The organism is Lysinibacillus sphaericus, from assembly GCF_015844675.1.
Lineage (GTDB): Bacteria > Bacillota > Bacilli > Bacillales_A > Planococcaceae > Lysinibacillus > Lysinibacillus sphaericus_E.
The window spans coordinates 201275-218546 of sequence record NZ_LDGC01000002.1; the positions used below are offsets into that span (position 1 = coordinate 201275).

General features: G+C 35.9%; 10 protein-coding genes. 5 read left to right on the forward strand and 5 right to left on the reverse strand.

Features of this window, described 5'->3' with window-relative positions:
• Nucleotides 1–248 precede the first annotated feature (248 nt).
• From ABE34_RS00875 to ABE34_RS00890, 4 genes are all read left to right on the forward strand, one after another.
• The gene (locus ABE34_RS00875) at nucleotides 249–3716 is read left to right on the forward strand and encodes a hypothetical protein (RefSeq protein ID WP_197139740.1); all 3468 of its coding nucleotides are present in this window, start codon (nucleotides 249–251) and stop codon (nucleotides 3714–3716) included.
• A gap of 194 nt (nucleotides 3717–3910) precedes the next feature.
• Nucleotides 3911–4990 carry an S-layer homology domain-containing protein gene (locus ABE34_RS00880; RefSeq protein ID WP_197139741.1) on the forward strand — a complete coding sequence of 360 codons (1080 nt, stop codon included), beginning with the start codon at nucleotides 3911–3913 and terminating at the stop codon, nucleotides 4988–4990.
• 220 nt (nucleotides 4991–5210) lie between these two features.
• Entirely contained in the window at nucleotides 5211–6125 is a 915-nt protein-coding gene (locus tag ABE34_RS00885) for a C40 family peptidase (RefSeq protein WP_197139742.1), read from the forward strand.
• A gap of 219 nt (nucleotides 6126–6344) precedes the next feature.
• Nucleotides 6345–8267: an N-acetylmuramoyl-L-alanine amidase gene (locus tag ABE34_RS00890; RefSeq protein ID WP_197139743.1), complete on the forward strand. Its 1923-nt coding sequence runs from the start codon at nucleotides 6345–6347 to the stop codon at nucleotides 8265–8267.
• Nucleotides 8268–9023: 756 nt separating this feature from the next.
• On the opposite strand, the gene ABE34_RS00895 is transcribed toward ABE34_RS00890, so the two are convergent.
• The 5 genes from ABE34_RS00895 to brnQ form a co-directional block, all read right to left on the reverse strand.
• Nucleotides 9024–9242 carry a helix-turn-helix domain-containing protein gene (locus ABE34_RS00895; protein ID WP_197139744.1) on the reverse strand — a complete coding sequence of 73 codons (219 nt, stop codon included), beginning with the start codon at nucleotides 9240–9242 and terminating at the stop codon, nucleotides 9024–9026.
• 10 nt (nucleotides 9243–9252) lie between these two features.
• On the reverse strand, nucleotides 9253–9738 hold the full coding sequence (locus tag ABE34_RS00900; protein WP_197139745.1) for a DUF2975 domain-containing protein: 486 nt from the start codon (nucleotides 9736–9738) through the stop codon (nucleotides 9253–9255).
• 622 nt (nucleotides 9739–10360) lie between these two features.
• Nucleotides 10361–12343 (reverse strand): S-layer homology domain-containing protein, encoded by a 1983-nt coding sequence (locus ABE34_RS00905; protein WP_197139746.1) that lies wholly within the window; start codon nucleotides 12341–12343, stop codon nucleotides 10361–10363.
• A 499-nt stretch (nucleotides 12344–12842) separates the two neighbouring features.
• On the reverse strand, nucleotides 12843–14222 hold the full coding sequence (locus ABE34_RS00910) for a S41 family peptidase (protein WP_197139747.1): 1380 nt from the start codon (nucleotides 14220–14222) through the stop codon (nucleotides 12843–12845).
• 209 nt (nucleotides 14223–14431) lie between these two features.
• Nucleotides 14432–15751 carry a branched-chain amino acid transport system II carrier protein gene (gene brnQ, locus ABE34_RS00915; protein WP_197139748.1) on the reverse strand — a complete coding sequence of 440 codons (1320 nt, stop codon included), beginning with the start codon at nucleotides 15749–15751 and terminating at the stop codon, nucleotides 14432–14434.
• Between the two features lie 249 nt (nucleotides 15752–16000).
• On the opposite strand from brnQ, the gene ABE34_RS00920 reads away from it, so the two are divergent.
• Nucleotides 16001–16882: a LysM peptidoglycan-binding domain-containing protein gene (locus tag ABE34_RS00920; protein WP_197139750.1), complete on the forward strand. Its 882-nt coding sequence runs from the start codon at nucleotides 16001–16003 to the stop codon at nucleotides 16880–16882.
• The last annotated feature ends 390 nt before the right edge of the window (nucleotides 16883–17272 follow it).

Sequence of the window (17272 nt, forward strand, 5' to 3'; positions counted from 1 at the left end):
TAAACGATATTGACATATAAAAATAGCTGTTTTTTCGTCAAAAAAACACGATAAAAAACTACATGTCGAATGATGGAAAACATCATATAAAACTATTGTATAGTATAATAGAAAAAACTTCCTGTATTTCTATCAAGTTATTATAAAAAATTACTTTTGATACGCTTAATAGTGTAAATAATGGCTTGAAATCACATGAATTACACCGATAGAAAAGTAATGAATTGAAAAATGAAAGGGTGGTTCGATTGAATCGAAAATTGACGGCAGGAGTTATAACGAGCCTATTACTGGCACCTACGGCTATAGCGAATGCACAGGAAAATAATGATGTACAGTCTCGCGTATTAACTCAAACAGAGCAGGTTGCCAATGTTAACGGAGTAGCTGCCGCAACGACAAAAGATCAAATAATAGCACAATTTGCGAAGCTTTCCGAGAATTCGACAGCGGATGAAATGGTTATTGCGAAGGGTGATGTAGCAAATCTAAGTACGACAGATTTTACTAGCGATGAGATTGCTTTTATTCAAGCGAAGTATAAATATGTTGTCGAGCAACGTCGACTAATAGGCGAACTAAAGGAAATTGGAAAGAACATTAATGCAATAACATATACAAGTAAGTCATTTATAAATGATGTGACAACTGAAGATAACAATTTTAAAACGTTTTTAGAATCTGGTGATTCTTCTTATTTAAGTGTCCAAGATGCTTTTGGCAAAGCAGTGGGAATCGCACTTGTTAAAGCTAGCGATATTGCCTCTACAATTCGCGGTACATCTTTACAATATGACTATGATGAGGCTGCACGCAATGCTTACTTTAAAACAAAGGGAGCAGATATTGCGAAGCTGTTTAGTTTAAAAGAAGATGCAGTTGCTGCATCTAAAGCCACTAACGAACTAGAGGGTTTAGTAGCTATATTAAATAAAAATCCAAATGACTATTCAAATATTACAGCAGCATTGGAAAAAGTTACGACAGCTTATAATGCACTAACAGCGAATCAAAAGAAAGTGGTCGTAGCCCATAATCCAAATAACGATTCGGTAACGCCTTATAAAAAGTATACGGATGCCTTATCAAATCTGTCTTCGGTTAATAAAGCAGTGCTAAACGTGGAAAAATTAATCGACGGCTTAGACCCTAAATCTTCTACTTTCGAAAGCAAAACACTTGCTGCCCAAGTTGCCTTTGACAAACTTGGAGTGAGTGAAAAGGCATTAGTGAAAAATAGCGATAAATTAAAGTTATTTTTCCAATATGCTGATTTATCGAAACAAGTAAATGCACTAAACTCATCTATGAAGGATTTCAAAGCACAACTAGAGACATTACAAACTAAAGTAGCTGCATTAAATGCTGGGAATAGTAGCGATGATGCAGCAGCGTTAAATGAAATTAAAAACAAGCTTGAGACTAAATTGTCGCAACTTGCAAATGAAGAAACAGCAGTAGCAGCCGTTATTAGTCAAATTGATAATTTAAGTATGTCTAATAATTTAGTAGTTGATATGCTAAAAGCACGCTCTGCTTATAATGCACTTCCATCTGCATCTAAAAGCCGTGTGACAAACATTAAAATCCTAACAGATTTAGAGAAATCACATAAAGCTGTTGTAAAAGTTATTGATCAATTTGAAAAGTTAGATCCAACATCAAAAAGTTATATTTCAAAGGCGAAATCTGCTTATACAGCTTACGCAAAGTTGGACGAGACAAAACGAGGGTATGTCAGAAATCATAATAATTTAAATGATAAGATCGCTGTAATAGAAGTGATTGTGCAAATAAATGCCTTAAATCCATCTCAAAAGACATATAAAGACAATGTGGCGAAAGCAAATGAAGCGTTTGATAAATTAAAAGACCTTCAAAAGCAGGTAGTCAATAGTGGTGAATTAACAAAAGCACAAGGCTATATCGATACAGCCAAGGCATTTGATGATCGTGTCTTAGCATTAGCGAATGAAAATCCAGATACTTTCGTGGCGAAGGTAGCTGCATTATCTGCAGAGTACAAAACAATGGATAAAAATGCGAAGAAACTAGTGGAGCAGGCAAAAACTTTAACTACTTACGAAAAAAATAATAAGGCTGTTATAAAGGTTATTCAAATGATCGATGCCTTAAATCCAACAAGTAAGGATTACACAAAAAAAGTACTTGCTGCGCGTAAGGCTTATAATGCACTAGATACAGTATCGCAAAAACGTGTGACGAACTATGCGAATCTTACTGCAGTTGAAGATGTGGCTTCATTGATTGGCCTCATTGCAACATTAAAGCCATCAAGCAAGACATTTTACCAAGATATGAAAACAGCACGAGAGTTGTATGATGCACTACCTCCAGAGAAGCAACAAGTAATCATTAATTATGATGCACTTGTAGCAGCAGAAAATGAGCAAGGGGTAGCCCATAAAGTTGTGGAGCTTATTGATTTAACGAAACAACAGGATGGCGACTATTTAACGAAGCTCCTGGATGCACGTGTAGCGTATGATCAGCTAACTTCGAATCAAAAGAAATTAGTCACAAATATTAAAGATTTAACAGCACGTGAAAAAGAGGTAAAACCTATATTAAATGTAATGCTGCAAATTAATAATTTGGATCCGGAAGCCAATAATTTTGTCAGCAAGGTTAATTCTGCGCGTAAGGCGTATGATAATTTAAATAAAGATCAGAAAAAATATATTAATAATATCGATATTCTACAAAACTATGAGCCTATATCTCAGGTGATTGAATTAATTAATAAACTGAAATCTTCAAGTAGTACATATCTTGAGGATACGGTTCGGGCACGTGCACTTTATGACGCGCTAGCGGCAGATAAGAAGCAATATGTAACAAACTATTACTTATTACAAGCAGCAGAAACAAGCATTTTAGGTGCTGGTAATGTTATGCAGATGATTAATGATTTACCGTCTGTAGATCCGAAACAATATGTGAAACGTATTCAAGAAATTCGTGCAGCTTATAACGCATTACCAAAGGATCAACAAAGAGCCGTACAAAATTACAAAGTGTTACAAGATCAGGAGAAGCTTTTAAAGCCTGTTATTAGTGTTGTCGAGGATATCGATCGACTACTTACGGCCAAAGACATGAATAGTCAATATCAAAAAATCTTAAAAGCCTATGATAAGCTAAATGCCGATCAAAGACGTTACGTCTATAATGATGATCTATTATTATCATTAGATAACGTCATTAAAGTATATAAGAACATTGCAAATTTAAATCCAAAGGACAAGTTTTACTTTGGTATGGTCGAAGCAGTACGAAAAGAGTACGATAGCTTAAATACGACAGATAAGCAAAGGATTACGAATTATTCGATCTTGTTAGAAGCGGAGAAAAGTATGGCCGATGTAAAGAAAGTCGTTGAATTAATAGCTAGCCTTTCACCAACTTCTTCTACGTATTTAGAAGATGTAGCGAATGCAGTTGCAGCATATAAAGCGTTAGACTCGAAATTAAGAGCGCAAGTCATCAATGAGGACGTATTAAAGAAAGCTGAAAAGGATGTAGAGGCTGTTCAAAAAGTAGTTCAAGCGATCTCTGTTATTGATCCAGACAACACGTCATTTGAGAAAAAGGTGTTAGCTGCTCAAAAACTATATAACTCACTTTCACTGGAACAGCAGGATTTAGTATATAACTACCGCATTCTAGAAGAATATTTAAAAATGATCGAATAGAAATAACAAGAAGGAGTTTTCCCAATGCATATTTTGGGGAGACTCCTTCTATACTATAGAAAACAAATTTATAAAACTATGGAATTTCCAAAAAAAGTGAAACCTTATCAATCGAGTAATCGTATGTAATAGGGAGTTTTATTTCCGTGTTTGAGGGGTATAATTATAAAATAATTTAAATATAGGAGGTAGCCATGTTTAAAAGGGTTATAAGTATATTGGTACTTTCAATTGTTTTGCAAGCTACAACTATTGGACATTTATCTGGGATTAGTAAGGCGGACGCAGCATCCAACATAGCTGGTGATGTGTCTAGTTCATACTGGGCAAGTTCGTCCATTCAACATATGCTATCGAAGCAATATATGACTACATATACTGACAATACATTTAAGCCGGAGCAAGCTATTACAAGGGCAGAGGCTGTATCTGCAATTGCTCGGTCTATTCAAACAAACACAGATACTTCGATTTCACTAAACTTTAAAGATGTTCCTGCTACACATCCCTATTACAAGGAAATTCAGAAACTTGTAGGCTTAGGGGTTTTACAAAATAGTGATGCCTTTCATCCAAATGAGTCTTTAAAGCGTTCGGAAGTTGCAAAAATGCTAGCACTAGCCTATCAGTTTAAAGTGGATGGTAAAAATAAAAGTAAATTTGATGACGTTCCTCCAACACATTGGGCAAAAAACTATATCGAATCACTAACAGACATAGGAATTATTGGCGGAATAGATGCTAAGCATTTTGCACCCAACAAATTAGTGACACGGGCTCAAACAGCAGTTTTTGTTGAACGTAGCATAAATTTTCAGCAAAAAGTAAAGAAGCTTGAAGTGGCTTATGATTATTTAGCAAAGGATTATATACCAACATTAAATCTTTCGACAGCTTGGTCAAATGAGGTCATTCGGTTAATCAATGTGGAACGGGAAAAGAACCAAATAGCACCTGTTGTCTATGATTCAGAATTGACACAAATCGCAATTATAAAAGCCCAGGACATGGTTAAACGCAATTATTTTGAACATATTTCACCTTATTATGGTGCTCCTTGGGATTTAGCGACATTATTTGATTATTCCTACACGAGCTTTGGAGAGAATATTGCAAGATATTTCATATCACCCGAAACCGTTGTAAAAGGATGGATGACTTCTCCTGACCATCGAGATAATATTATGAAGGAGCATTATACGAATACAGGTGTTGCTGTTTCACAGGATAGCAAAGGGAATTATTATTGGGTTCAACTGTTTTCGAGTCAATAATTGGTTATGTAACAAAGAGTTGCTAATGTTACATTTACGTTACAAATGTCAGGTATAACCAATAAAATTTTTCCATTTTCACGCTGATAAAGCCAAGAAACGTTGGTATATCAGCGTTTTTATTAATTCTAAAATCGTTACACAATTGAAAAATTAAAATACCCCCTTTTATGATAGTCTATTTATAGGCAAAAAAGTTAAGAGGGGGTATAACAAAAGTATGAATAAAAAATGGTTATTACCGATTTTTGCATCTTTCATGTTATTTTCTACATCTCATATAGATTCAGCTGAAGCAGCGACTAAAACTGAAGTCACTGATACAGCTTCTAAATATTTAGGCATTCCATATAAATACGGTGGCACAACTACAAGCGGTTTTGATTGCTCTGGCTTTACTTCTCAAGTATTTGCAGATTTAGGCGTCACATTAAACCGTACGTCAGGCGCGCAATATCAACAAGGGACAGCAGTTGCTAAAAGTGATCTTCAAGTTGGAGATTTACTATTTTTCAATACAAGTGGCAAAGGTGTCTCACATGTATCTATATACATAGGTGACGGTAAAATGATCCACTCTCAAACTAACCAAGGTGTTAGTTATTCGAACGTAAATGATCCATATTATTGGGGTTCTCGCTACATTGGCGCTAAACGAGTTGCTACATTTGACGAAGAACAACAAGCTGAAGTAAAGAAAGTAGCAATTGATTTTACAGTATATGCTTCACGTGCGGAAGCTGCTTCACAAATTGCGAAAGCTTTAAACTTAGATACATCTGACAAAAATAGTGGTTTTGTCGATATAAAACCAACATATGAGCATGCAGGTGCTATTGCAGCTGTTGCAAAATTAGGTATTTTTGAAGGTGATGCAAGTGGTAAATTCAATCCATCTTCACCAATTACTCGTGCACAAATTGCGAAAGTATTAGTTATAGCGTTCGGACTTGAGAATGCTGGTCAAGAAGTAACATTTAGTGATGTACCACAAGATAGCTGGGCTAATCAATATGTTTCTATTCTTGCATCTAACGGTGTTACAAATGGAGATGGCAATGGCAGCTTTGGTATGGATGAATTACTAAAAATTAAAGAACTAAAAACGTTTATTGAAAGATTACAATCTAGATAATATTTTCATTGATGCATTGATTGCAAGAAAAGATCTTTTAAATAGCTTATAATTAGAGGAGAGTTTGCAATTGCAGACTCTTCTATTTTTATGATAATTCCACTGAAAAGGAAGTGATTGGAAAAAACAAACATGAAAAGTGCTGTCGGATGATGATTTATTTAGTTAATTTTGTTAAAATGAATACGTTAAGAGAACAGGAAGGGAGGAAATAAGACATTGAATCTTAAAAAAAGTAGTCTTATTTTGTTGTGCGTCTTATTCATTTCAGCTTCTATGTTTACTATACATAGTGATAGTGTAATGGCAGATACAACTACAAATGTAACATTTGCAGATATCTCCAAAAATCACGAAGCTTATGAAGAAATCAATTATTTAGTGAGCTTGGGTGTTATCCAAGGATATTTTGTAAATGGGAAAAGAGTTTTTGGTCCAAAGGATTCTGTAACACGTGAACAAGTGGCAAAAATGGTTGTCGTTGCCTCTGGTAATAAACCATTAGTCGTAAACAAATCAAGTTTTTCGGATGTAACAGTAGGTACTGAAATGTCAGGTTATATCGAAAGAGCTGTGCAATTAGGGTTCTTTTCAACGAATACACAAGGCAAGTTCTTACCAAAAAAAGCTATCACTCGTGATGAAATGAGCTATGTATTAACAAAGGCATTTAACTTAGACACAAGTGAATATGAAAACTTAGATTCACCATTTGCTGACGTAAGTATTACACACCCTTACGTTAAGTATGTAAATACAATTTACTATAATGGTATTACAAATGGTAGTGGTAAAAATTATTTACCAAATAGTACTGTTACACGTGCGCATTTTTCATTATTTGTAGCACGTGCAAAAAGTGAGAAATATCGTTTAGAGTTACCAGTTAAAGGGTCATCTGTACCTGATACAAAAGAGGTTATTGGGCTAGTCAAAGTAACGACAGATGGTCTAAATATTCGCAAAACAGCGGATAGTTCATCAAATACAAACATTGTTGGTACAGTCAATAAAGGCGGCAAACTATCAGTTTATGAAGTGCAAGGCAAATGGCTGAAAGTAACATATAAAGGTGCATATGCTTATCTTTATAAAGATTATGCACAATTTTTAGATGCAGATGGCAATGAATTAGGGGCTGTCCAAAAAGAAGTGACATCTAATGGGGCTATTAACTTATATGTCAAACCAACTTCTTCAGCAAAAGTCATTCAAACTATTAAAGCGAATGTAAAATTACCAGTTTACAAAACTGTTGGCGGCTATCATTTAACGCAAGTAAATGGTTTACCAGGTTACATTGTAGCGAACAGCACAACAGAAACGGGTAAAGACGAACAAACTGATCCAACTCCACCTACAACACCACCTACAGCTTCAGGTGATGTATTAGGACGAGCAACTGTTGGAAACCTAAATGTCCGTAGTGAAGCAAATGCAACTTCTACAGTGCTATTTAAGCTTAACCAGGGCGACTCTGTTAAAGTTAACGGAATTAATGGTTACTGGGCAAGCATCGAATACAATGGTAAATCAGGTTATGTCCATAAATCGTATATAAAATTATTAAATCAAAATGGCAAACCGTTGCAAAATCGTATTATTATCATAGATCCAGGTCATGGTGGTAAGGATCCAGGGACAGTACTAGGTTCTTTCTCTGAAAAGAACATTACATTAAAAGTGAGCACACTAGTTAAGCAAAAGCTTGAGAATGCTGGTGCAAAAGTGTACATGACTCGTACAGCTGATACGTATCCAACTTTACAAGATCGAGTAAACTTTACGAGTGCAAACTTTGGTGAGATTTTCGTGAGTGTGCATGTAAACTCTGCTTCAAGCACATCAGCGTCAGGTACTGAAACATATTATTCTAAATCACCAGGCGATATGTATCAGGAGGATATTGATTTAGGCACTTTTGTAAATAATCAAATTGTAAACAATTTAAATATGAAGAATCGTGGCGTTAAGCAATATCCATACTATGTCATTAATAATATGAGCATTCCATCCATTTTAGTGGAACTTGGCTTCTTAACGAATGATGGAGATCGCCAAAAAATGACAACTGATGAATACGTAACTAAATTTGCAGATTCTATCTATAATGGAATTGAGCAATACTACAAAAAGCAATAATTGATCAACATAGAAACTGTCTCAAGGTGATTAACTCACTTTTGAGACAGTTTTTTTGTTAAGGAAAGGAACGGTGCTTTGAAGATAGTCTTTATCCTGACATTGTTGATATATGATAGATATATAATTATTTTTATGTTTGCATGTAGGTTTTTATGTATAGATAAATATATTTTGTTTGGGGCTAAGAAGAGGGATGCTTTCAAAGGCTCGAGTAGGTTAGGGACGTGTTCGGCTAGTCTGAGAGCTGATTTGATAGGAAATTATTTTCTTCGGGATGTAGAAGGGCAAAAGTCGCGAAACTATGTATTGGAAATTTGGATCGCAGAACAAGAGAAGCCATGAGTTTTTGAGGAAGTTTTTCCAACGTAAACAAGTCGTTCTTCAGCATCACCAAGCATGCAGTGGGAGGTGTTTTTAGCTAATACTCCATTTCGTGGATAATTTCCCTATCAACATCCCTTAATTTTCCCGCTTCTACAATCCCAAAATCTTCACCATACTCATCAGTAATAATTTTGAAGGAATAGTAACATAATAATTTATTTCATTCCAAGTTCCTTCTAAACTTTGAGCTTCCATCTCCAATACTTTATGCAGTGGAATACAACATCTAAACCTATAAAACAACCATATTCAGAATTAATATCCTTTAAACGTTAACACAAAAAAAGGGGATAACTTTTTTGTGTTAAACATATCTTTTTATTCAACTTTACGGCAAGACCAAAGAGATTAAATAAATTTGTTGTCTGTTTATTGAGTGTTTTCATTACCTTTGTACTCCAAAATATCACCTGGCTGACAATCCAAAGTCTTACATATCGCTTCTAATGTTGAAAAACGAACCGCTTTTGCTTTCCCATTTTTCAGAATAGAAAGATTCGCCATAGTAATTCCAACCCTTTCTGAAAGCTCCGTTACGCTCATTTTTCGTTTTGCTAACATCACATCAATATTAATAATAATTGACATATCATCCACCTCAGACCGTCAAATCATTTTCTGATTTTATAGTAATCGCTTCTTGTAGAAGCCGTTGAAGGATAGCAGCAAAAACGGCGATAATCAACGAAGCAAAAATGATGATGAATCCCAATATTCCAATAGGAGGGTCAACTTTCCTTGCTATCAGATGGAAGATTGGCATACCTAATACATATAAGCTACTGATTATGATCGCACAGCACTTTATGTTCTTTAACGCCTTTACAGATAATTCCGTGAACACTGTCTTCTCGTCAATGTACCGTAAAAGATTAAAAGCCTGATAGAGGGCAAAGTAAAAAGACAAAGCCGATCCATACATCACCATGAAAATGAGATATTTCATCGGGGAAATATTTGGATACAATTTTGATGCGAAATTCGCTATATGGGGTACTAAAAATATACATAAAGCAAGAACTGCAATTCCGGCCAGAAAAATAATTACCTTTAAGAAAGTTGTTGAACCTCGTTTAACATTCATATTAAGCACCTCACTTATTTAATAACATTATAAATTTAACACACAATTTATCGTTTTGCGATAAAATTGTATTGTTTTTATTTATATTATTATTGTTATTTATATGTCCTTTTAATTTTGACATCCATTAAAATAGTCACAATAAAAAAACTCGACCCATAACTAATGGATCGAGATATTAATTTGTTTTTATTTATTCGACTTTCATTTATTTAGTTGAATTTCAGTATCCGACTTTGTTTTCATTCGACATCAACTAAACTGCTCCGTTCGTATTATAAGGTCAGCCAGGGTAGAACGTAACTACTCGTGGGGCTTGACCCCGTCAATTAAACCGTTCGCACCCTACTTGCAGACTCTGTCCTCATAAACAATGTTAGCCTAAAATCGCCGTATTCATACGGTAACGGCTAACTAACCAAAATGATGTCCTATGGCATTACCGAAAGGAGAGACATCGTGATGGCCCTCATACAGGCCTAAGCACAATGCCGATTCAGGATGAAATTATATCGAGACATAATTGATAGAATCATTCGAATTCGATTTGCCATCGGTTTTGTTAAGGTATTAATTATCGAAAAAGGCTGCCCCGAAAATATTCGGAGACAGCCTCTAATAGTTACTTCACGGTATTAATAAATTTAACATACTCTTTATTGATGTAGGCTGGTTGTGTTTGGGGTTTATCAGAAAGTACCTCATACCAACCATTAACATTTGTATCCGTTACAATAACGGGCATACCGCTTTTATTAAATGTATAAAGTGGACTTTGACTTGTTGATGCATCTGGACGAACATTTAGACCCGCTGTTGTCGTACGGGCAATTTTGTATGGATTTTTTGCATCTTTAAAGCCTAAAGCTTTTTCGGTACGGTAGTAGTGTCCAGCAATTTTAGCACCCCAAAATGGATCAGATGCATACTTCACGTTAAAACCGACTTCCTTAGAGCCAACTACTGCACCATTCGTGTAAGGACCACCTGGTGTAATGTAATTTGGCTGCAGGAACTTTTCAACAAGTTCATTAATATTGGCTGCAACACTATCAAACTTTTTATTTAGTGGATTCGTGTCATATACATATAATCCAAATAAGTTGTTAAGATTTTGAGCATGGTCACTCATACCATATGCACTCTCATGCTGGGCAAGCGATAAAATAAGCATAGCATTAATGTGAGCATTTGCTTCGACTTCTTTTAATACTTTCCCTAAACCGATTAACTTACTTTTCTGTGTCGCATTCTTATAAAGACTAGCCCCTGAACTTTCAACTTCAGCTAACTTTTGCATAATGTAATTATCTATTTCTGCTGCTGAATATTGTGTTTGTGCACGTGCAGGTAAAAATTGGTAGTAATTATAAGCTTCACCTTTTGAAGAGCCACTAGCATTGTAGAAATTAATGCCATTCCAGCTAAAGTACTTTTCACCCTGTTTCATGAAGTCGGGAGCTTTTCCATACACATAGCTAGAAGAATATTTATTTGATTTATAATCATATAAAGTATGTTTAATTTCACCATTCTCGTTTGAATAGTAAGAACGACCTTTACTTAAAGCAGATGGGATTAAAGTGACATCGGCATGTTTTAAATACCCAACATGACCTGCTAAACTAACTTTTACTTGTGTCGCATCACTGCCTAAATACTGCATTTCTGTATTAGCAGCAACAGAGATTTGATCTTTAATTGTTTCAGATTTAAGGGCTACATAATTATTGGTTACAACATAACCAGATGACATTTTCATAATTTTATCATTTAGCGTAATGACAAGTGTATTTTTTGACATAGCTTTTTCAGCAGCATCAAAGCTAGAAAAGGCTTCGTTTCCTACAAGATTGCCATTTGAAATTTCTTTTACGATGAACTTAGTAGAGTTACCATTACCAGTTTCACCATTGTTGTTCCCTGAATTACCGTTGTTATTGTTGTTATTGTTGTTATTACCGTTATTGCTGTTATTGCCACCATTATTTTTAACATCGTCCGCTAGAAGTATCAAGCGAAGTACAAATGTAGAGGCCTCGCCAATTGTGGCGTTATCTTTTGGTAAAAACATTCCATTGGAGCTACCTTTAATAAGCCCTAAATCTGCTCCGATGGCGATGTCTTGACGGAAGTCTTTAAAAATAGCTGCATTATCCATAAAAGTAGTGGATGGCGTACCTTTTGGGATTTTTAAATAATCAACAGCTCTAATTAGCATAACTGCCATATGCTCTCTTGAAATACGGGCATTTGGTTTAAACGAACCATCTGTATAACCTGTGATAATCCCAGCAGTAGCAGCAAGCTTAATATCAGTTGCAAACAAATATGTATCTGGGACATCTGTGAAAGTAATATTATCTTTTTTCTCAAGGTTTAAAGCCTTTGCTATATAAGTAGCAAATTCACCGCGCGTGACAGTGTCGTTTGGACGATAGCTTCCATTTGCATCTTGCAGTAATGCATCTTTAGAAATTAAATAGCGTAAACCACTTTCATGCATATGTCCTGAGAGCTCATCAGCATATGCCATGTTTGGTTGCCAAATAAGGAAGCTAACAAGTGCCATTAACACCACCGTTAACATTGATAGTTTTTTCATAGTTTTAATCCTCCTAAGCTTCTATTATTTTACCAAAGTTGGAGAATTAAGATAAGGGTCAAATGTTAGAAATAACATAAAATATGACAACTAAAATTTACCAACGTTATACTTTTGAGCTATGTTAACTTCTTTCAGCAATCGTTTTTGTACCGATGCCGAAACTACAGGTACAAATTTTTAAAGCTACTTTCCTGCAGATGTCCAAATATCAGCTGAAAGAAGTTAAGCCTCCGGCGGATGTCACGGAATCAGAAAGGGGTTCTTTGTGCAGGCACAAAGCAGATTCCGGACGCAATTATAACGAGGCATAATTGATTGAAATAGTTGGATAGACAATAAGGTGAAGGACATTTACGTTTAGAGGATTGGTAAAGTATTTAATGAGTGAGACGTTAGTATGTATATCTTCAGCTAGTGATTTTAGTTAAAATAATGCAAGAATAGAAAAAAACCTCCCACCGACAAATGAAACTACTTAAATGGTGGGAGGAATTTTTTATTTTTTCATTATTATACGCTGATAAAAACCTTGCTGTGCTTTGTTAGCATTTTGTGTTTTTGGATGGATAAGAATCATATATTCTCGCCCAGCAGATAAAGGTTTTGACGGGGTTACGATTAATGAACGACCCTCTACTTTAGCTGTCATAGGCACTTCATTACCACCTAAAGCAATTAGCTGAACCTTATCCTCAGACATTTGTGAAGAAAGTGCAGAAGGAACTTTCACTGTTAATTTTTTAAGATCCGAAACATTTTTTAAGCTTGCCAGCTCTTTATATTTTGTATATTGAGCTTTGATTGCGTCAAAATGTGACTGAAAAATAGGGGCAGTCTTTGTTTGAACGTTCGGTTTTACACCGACCTCATTAATAGTTTTCCCTAAAGGACCTGTAAAATTACCGATCGTAAGCTTTAAATAGCTACCATCCTGCAGTTCAAAAAAGCCCTGCATACAGCCTTTTCCGTACGTAGTTTCTCCGTATAAAATAGCAGCTTGCTGATCTTGTAATGTTGCTGCTAACATTTCAGAGGCGCTAGCACTATAGCGGTTTACAAGAATACGTGTATCAGAAGGTAATTTTTCGTCTTGATATACTGCACGCACTTTATAATTGGCATGTGCTTCTTCCAGTAAAAAGGCGATTTTTGCTTTTGGGAAAAACCCTGTAATCTCCTGAGCCGTTGTTACATAGCCTCCGCCATTGTTTTGTAAATCCAAGATAAAAGAAGTTGCACCACTCTGTTTTAACTGAACTATTGCTTTCTTTACAAGCTCTGCACCGTCTTCAGAGAAGGATGACATAGCAATGTATCCAACATTCCCAAATAGTAATGCAGATTCCACATTCGGTAATGTGAATTTTTTTCGTGTAATCGTTGTAGTAGAAGTGCTACCATCTGCATGTTGGAGTGTCATGCCTAATTTAGTATTTTCATCACCAATTAATAGAGATGAGACTTCTTGCGTGGAGCTTCCTACAACGGATTGTCCGTTAATGGCAGTAATAATGTCTCCGGCAACGACACCTGCATCTGATGCACCGCTACCCTCAAACACTTGTAAAATATGAATGCCATCTTCATGTTCTTCGATAATCACACCAACCCCAATTGTTGATAGATCGATGCTATTGATAAATTCCTCGAATTCCTTTTTCGTAAAATATGTAGAATAAGGATCTAGCATTTCAATGATTTCAGGAATTGTTTTAGCTTTTTGCAAATTTCCATCGATAGTTCCCACATAATTTTCCGTAATAATTTCCTTGATTTCCTTTACAAGCTGTTGTTCATTGCTTGCAGCAGAAGCGTTTGTTAACGGAAAGATGAAAAAGCTTAAAACGAATACAAATGACCACAATACTCTTTTCATAGGACACCTCTTTTCTAATATATAGTATACATGATTTTCCATATAACTGTAATAGGGCTTATCACCAAAGTGGTAGGTGACATTTTTCCTTCTTCGCGCAACGGACGGGATTTCCTATAAAAAAAGAATCTGCTAGCTTTTTGCGAAAAAGTAAAGGACATTCGCAAAAAAGGAAAGCAGATTCTAGTTATCTTATAGATGAAGATATTTTATTTTTTTGTTAGCTTATGAATAACAAAGCCGATAAGTGCACCGACTATTGCCGGTACAAGCCATGCCAGACTTTGTTCATATAATGGTAAAGTTTTTAAAATGTTCACATACGGTGTAATCGTAATCTTCATTTCCTTAAAACCATCATTCAGACTAACAAGGAATGTAGGAATTAATGCTAAAATGTAAACGATTTTTCCACCTTTAAAGAAGTTATCGAAAAGTGACAGAACCATTAACACCATCGCTAGCGGATAGATGATTAATAAGACAGGTAGTGATGCACTAATAATTGTTTCGAGACCAACGTTTGTAATTGCTGCACTGAATATTGTGAAAATTACTAAAAACGTTTTATACGAAACACTAGGGAATAGTTTGTTGAAAAATTGAGCATTGGCAGTCAATAAACCTACAGCAGTGGATATACACGCTAGTAAAATTGTAGCAGATAATATAATAGTCCCAAGTGTGCCAAAAAGAGCTTCAGCTGACTTCGCTATAATAGTACCACCATTATCAAAAGTGCCTATTGCATTAATACTAGTGTTACCAATTTGTCCAAGTGCGATATAGACAAATGATAAGCCAATAGCGGCAACAATTCCAGCGAAAATTGTCGTTTTGACTTGCTTCTTAGTATCTGACATACCCATGTCGCGTAATGCTTGCAAAATAACGATTCCGAATACTAATGCACTAAGTACATCCATTGTTAAATAGCCTTGAACAAAGCCTTCAGTCAATGGTGACGAAGTGTATTTTCCTATAGCTGCCCCTGGTTCACCCATTGGGGAAATAAAGCTTTTAATAGCTAGTAATAGAATAACACCTAATAGAACAGGCGTTAAAATTTTCCCAACGCGATCAACGAGCTTTGAAGGGTTAATTGCTAAGACTAGTATTAAGGCGAAAAATATAATAGAAGTAATCAAAAGTGGTGCCCAATGATCTGCTGCTCCCTCTGGAAGAAATGGGACAATCCCAATTTCATAGGAAACAGAACCCGTACGCGGCACTGCAAAAAATGGACCAATCGCTAAATAAACAATTGATGTAAAAATAATACCAAAGGTAGCACCAACACGGTTTGCTAGTATTTGTAGATCGCCACCCGCCTTCGCAATCGCAACGATGGCTAATAGTGGTAACCCAACACCTGTTATTAAGAAACCAATCATTGCTAACGAAATATGTTCACCAGCTTGTTGACCTAATAATGGGGGGAAGATAATATTTCCGGCGCCTAAAAACAAGGCAAATAATAGTAAACCTACTGCTAGGTTCTCTTTGATGAAAAGCAAAATGTTTTTCATAAAAATTAAAACTCCTTTAAAATTGAAAAGATTAAACTTTCTAAAAATTTTAAATACAGAAGTGTATATTATCATACGAATACTATTCTTGCAATCGATAATCTCTTATTATTTGTCAGAATATGTCGGATTCATTAAGATTCATAAATTGTTTGAAAAATAGTCAGTTTTTCCGATTTCTGATTACTAAAATATCTAGTATGATAGACACACAAGGAAATATTTTAGCACGAATGGAGGCAAATTGGTATGAAAAAAACAAAAAAATTAAGAATCCTTGCTTTAACAACTATTGCTACTTCTTTTTTAGCATTACAGACCGCAGAAGCAGCTACATATACCGTACAAAAAGGAGATACGTTATCTAAAATCGCTACAAACCATAAAGTAACAGTACAAGACATAAAAACATGGAACAATTTAAAGAATGATATGATTTATGTCGCACAAAAGCTTGAAATTTCAAAACAAACGACTAACGAAACGGTAAAACCTTCAAATCCATCAACAACAACACCATCAAAACCTACAACTACTTCCCATACAGTAGTGAAAGGCGATTCCTTATCCAAAATCGCAAAGCAATATAATATTTCAGTAAAGGAAATTAAAGACTGGAATGGGCTAGCGACAGACACAATCTTCATTGGACAAGTGTTAAAATTATCTGCGGGAGCTTCAGTACCCGGGAATGAAACAGTACATAATAACGGATCTTCAGGTGCAGGAACATCAAAAGACCCTACTGCAAATGGACAAGCTATCAATAAGAAAACAGTAGAAGTAGCGAATTCATTAGTAGGAACACCATATCTCTACGGTGGCAACACACCTGATGGTCTAGATTGCAGTGGCCTTATTTACTATGCCTTTAATCAAGGTGGTTTAAAAATTGGCAGACACAGTAGCGAAGGCTATTTCGGTAATTCAACACAAGTTAATAATCCGGTATCAGGCGATTTAGTTTTCTTCGAAAATACGTATAAACAGGGTATCTCTCATATGGGTATTTATATAGGCAACAATAAATTTATCCATGCAGGGGCAGACGGTGTTGAAGTTTCGGACGTTACATACTCTTACTGGTCTACAAGATTAGTAGCTTATAAACGTTTCGACGCTATAAAATAAAAAAGTAAAAGCGATTTTTTGCATATACAGCAGAAATCGCTTTTTTTTTTTGCGCGCGGAAGGGAGGTGATACCCGCGGAAGGAAGGTGAATACGCGCGGAAGAGGGGTGAATACGCGCGCGAGGAAGAGATACCCGCGGAAGGGATGCGAATACCCGCGGAAGGAAGGCGAATACGCGCGGAAGAGGGGTGAATACGCGCGGAAGAGGGGTGAATACCTGCGGAAGGAAGGTGAATACGCGCGCGAGGAAGAGATACCCGCGGAAGGGATGCGAATACGCGCGGAAGAGGGGTGAATACCCGCGGAAGGAAGAGATACCCGGGGAAGGGAAATGAATCCCCGCTCGAGGAAGAGATACCCGAGGAAGAGGGGTGAATACGCGCGGAAGA

Coding starts and splice junctions, on each gene's coding strand:
- ABE34_RS00920 (WP_197139750.1), top strand. CDS start 16,001: ATGAAAAAAACAAAAAAATTAAGAATCCTTGCTTTAACAACTATTGCT.
- ABE34_RS00880 (WP_197139741.1), top strand. CDS start 3,911: ATGTTTAAAAGGGTTATAAGTATATTGGTACTTTCAATTGTTTTGCAA.
- ABE34_RS00885 (WP_197139742.1), top strand. CDS start 5,211: ATGAATAAAAAATGGTTATTACCGATTTTTGCATCTTTCATGTTATTT.
- ABE34_RS00900 (WP_197139745.1), bottom strand. CDS start 9,738: ATGAATGTTAAACGAGGTTCAACAACTTTCTTAAAGGTAATTATTTTT.
- ABE34_RS00895 (WP_197139744.1), bottom strand. CDS start 9,242: ATGTCAATTATTATTAATATTGATGTGATGTTAGCAAAACGAAAAATG.
- ABE34_RS00910 (WP_197139747.1), bottom strand. CDS start 14,222: ATGAAAAGAGTATTGTGGTCATTTGTATTCGTTTTAAGCTTTTTCATC.
- ABE34_RS00905 (WP_197139746.1), bottom strand. CDS start 12,343: ATGAAAAAACTATCAATGTTAACGGTGGTGTTAATGGCACTTGTTAGC.
- brnQ (WP_197139748.1), bottom strand. CDS start 15,751: ATGAAAAACATTTTGCTTTTCATCAAAGAGAACCTAGCAGTAGGTTTA.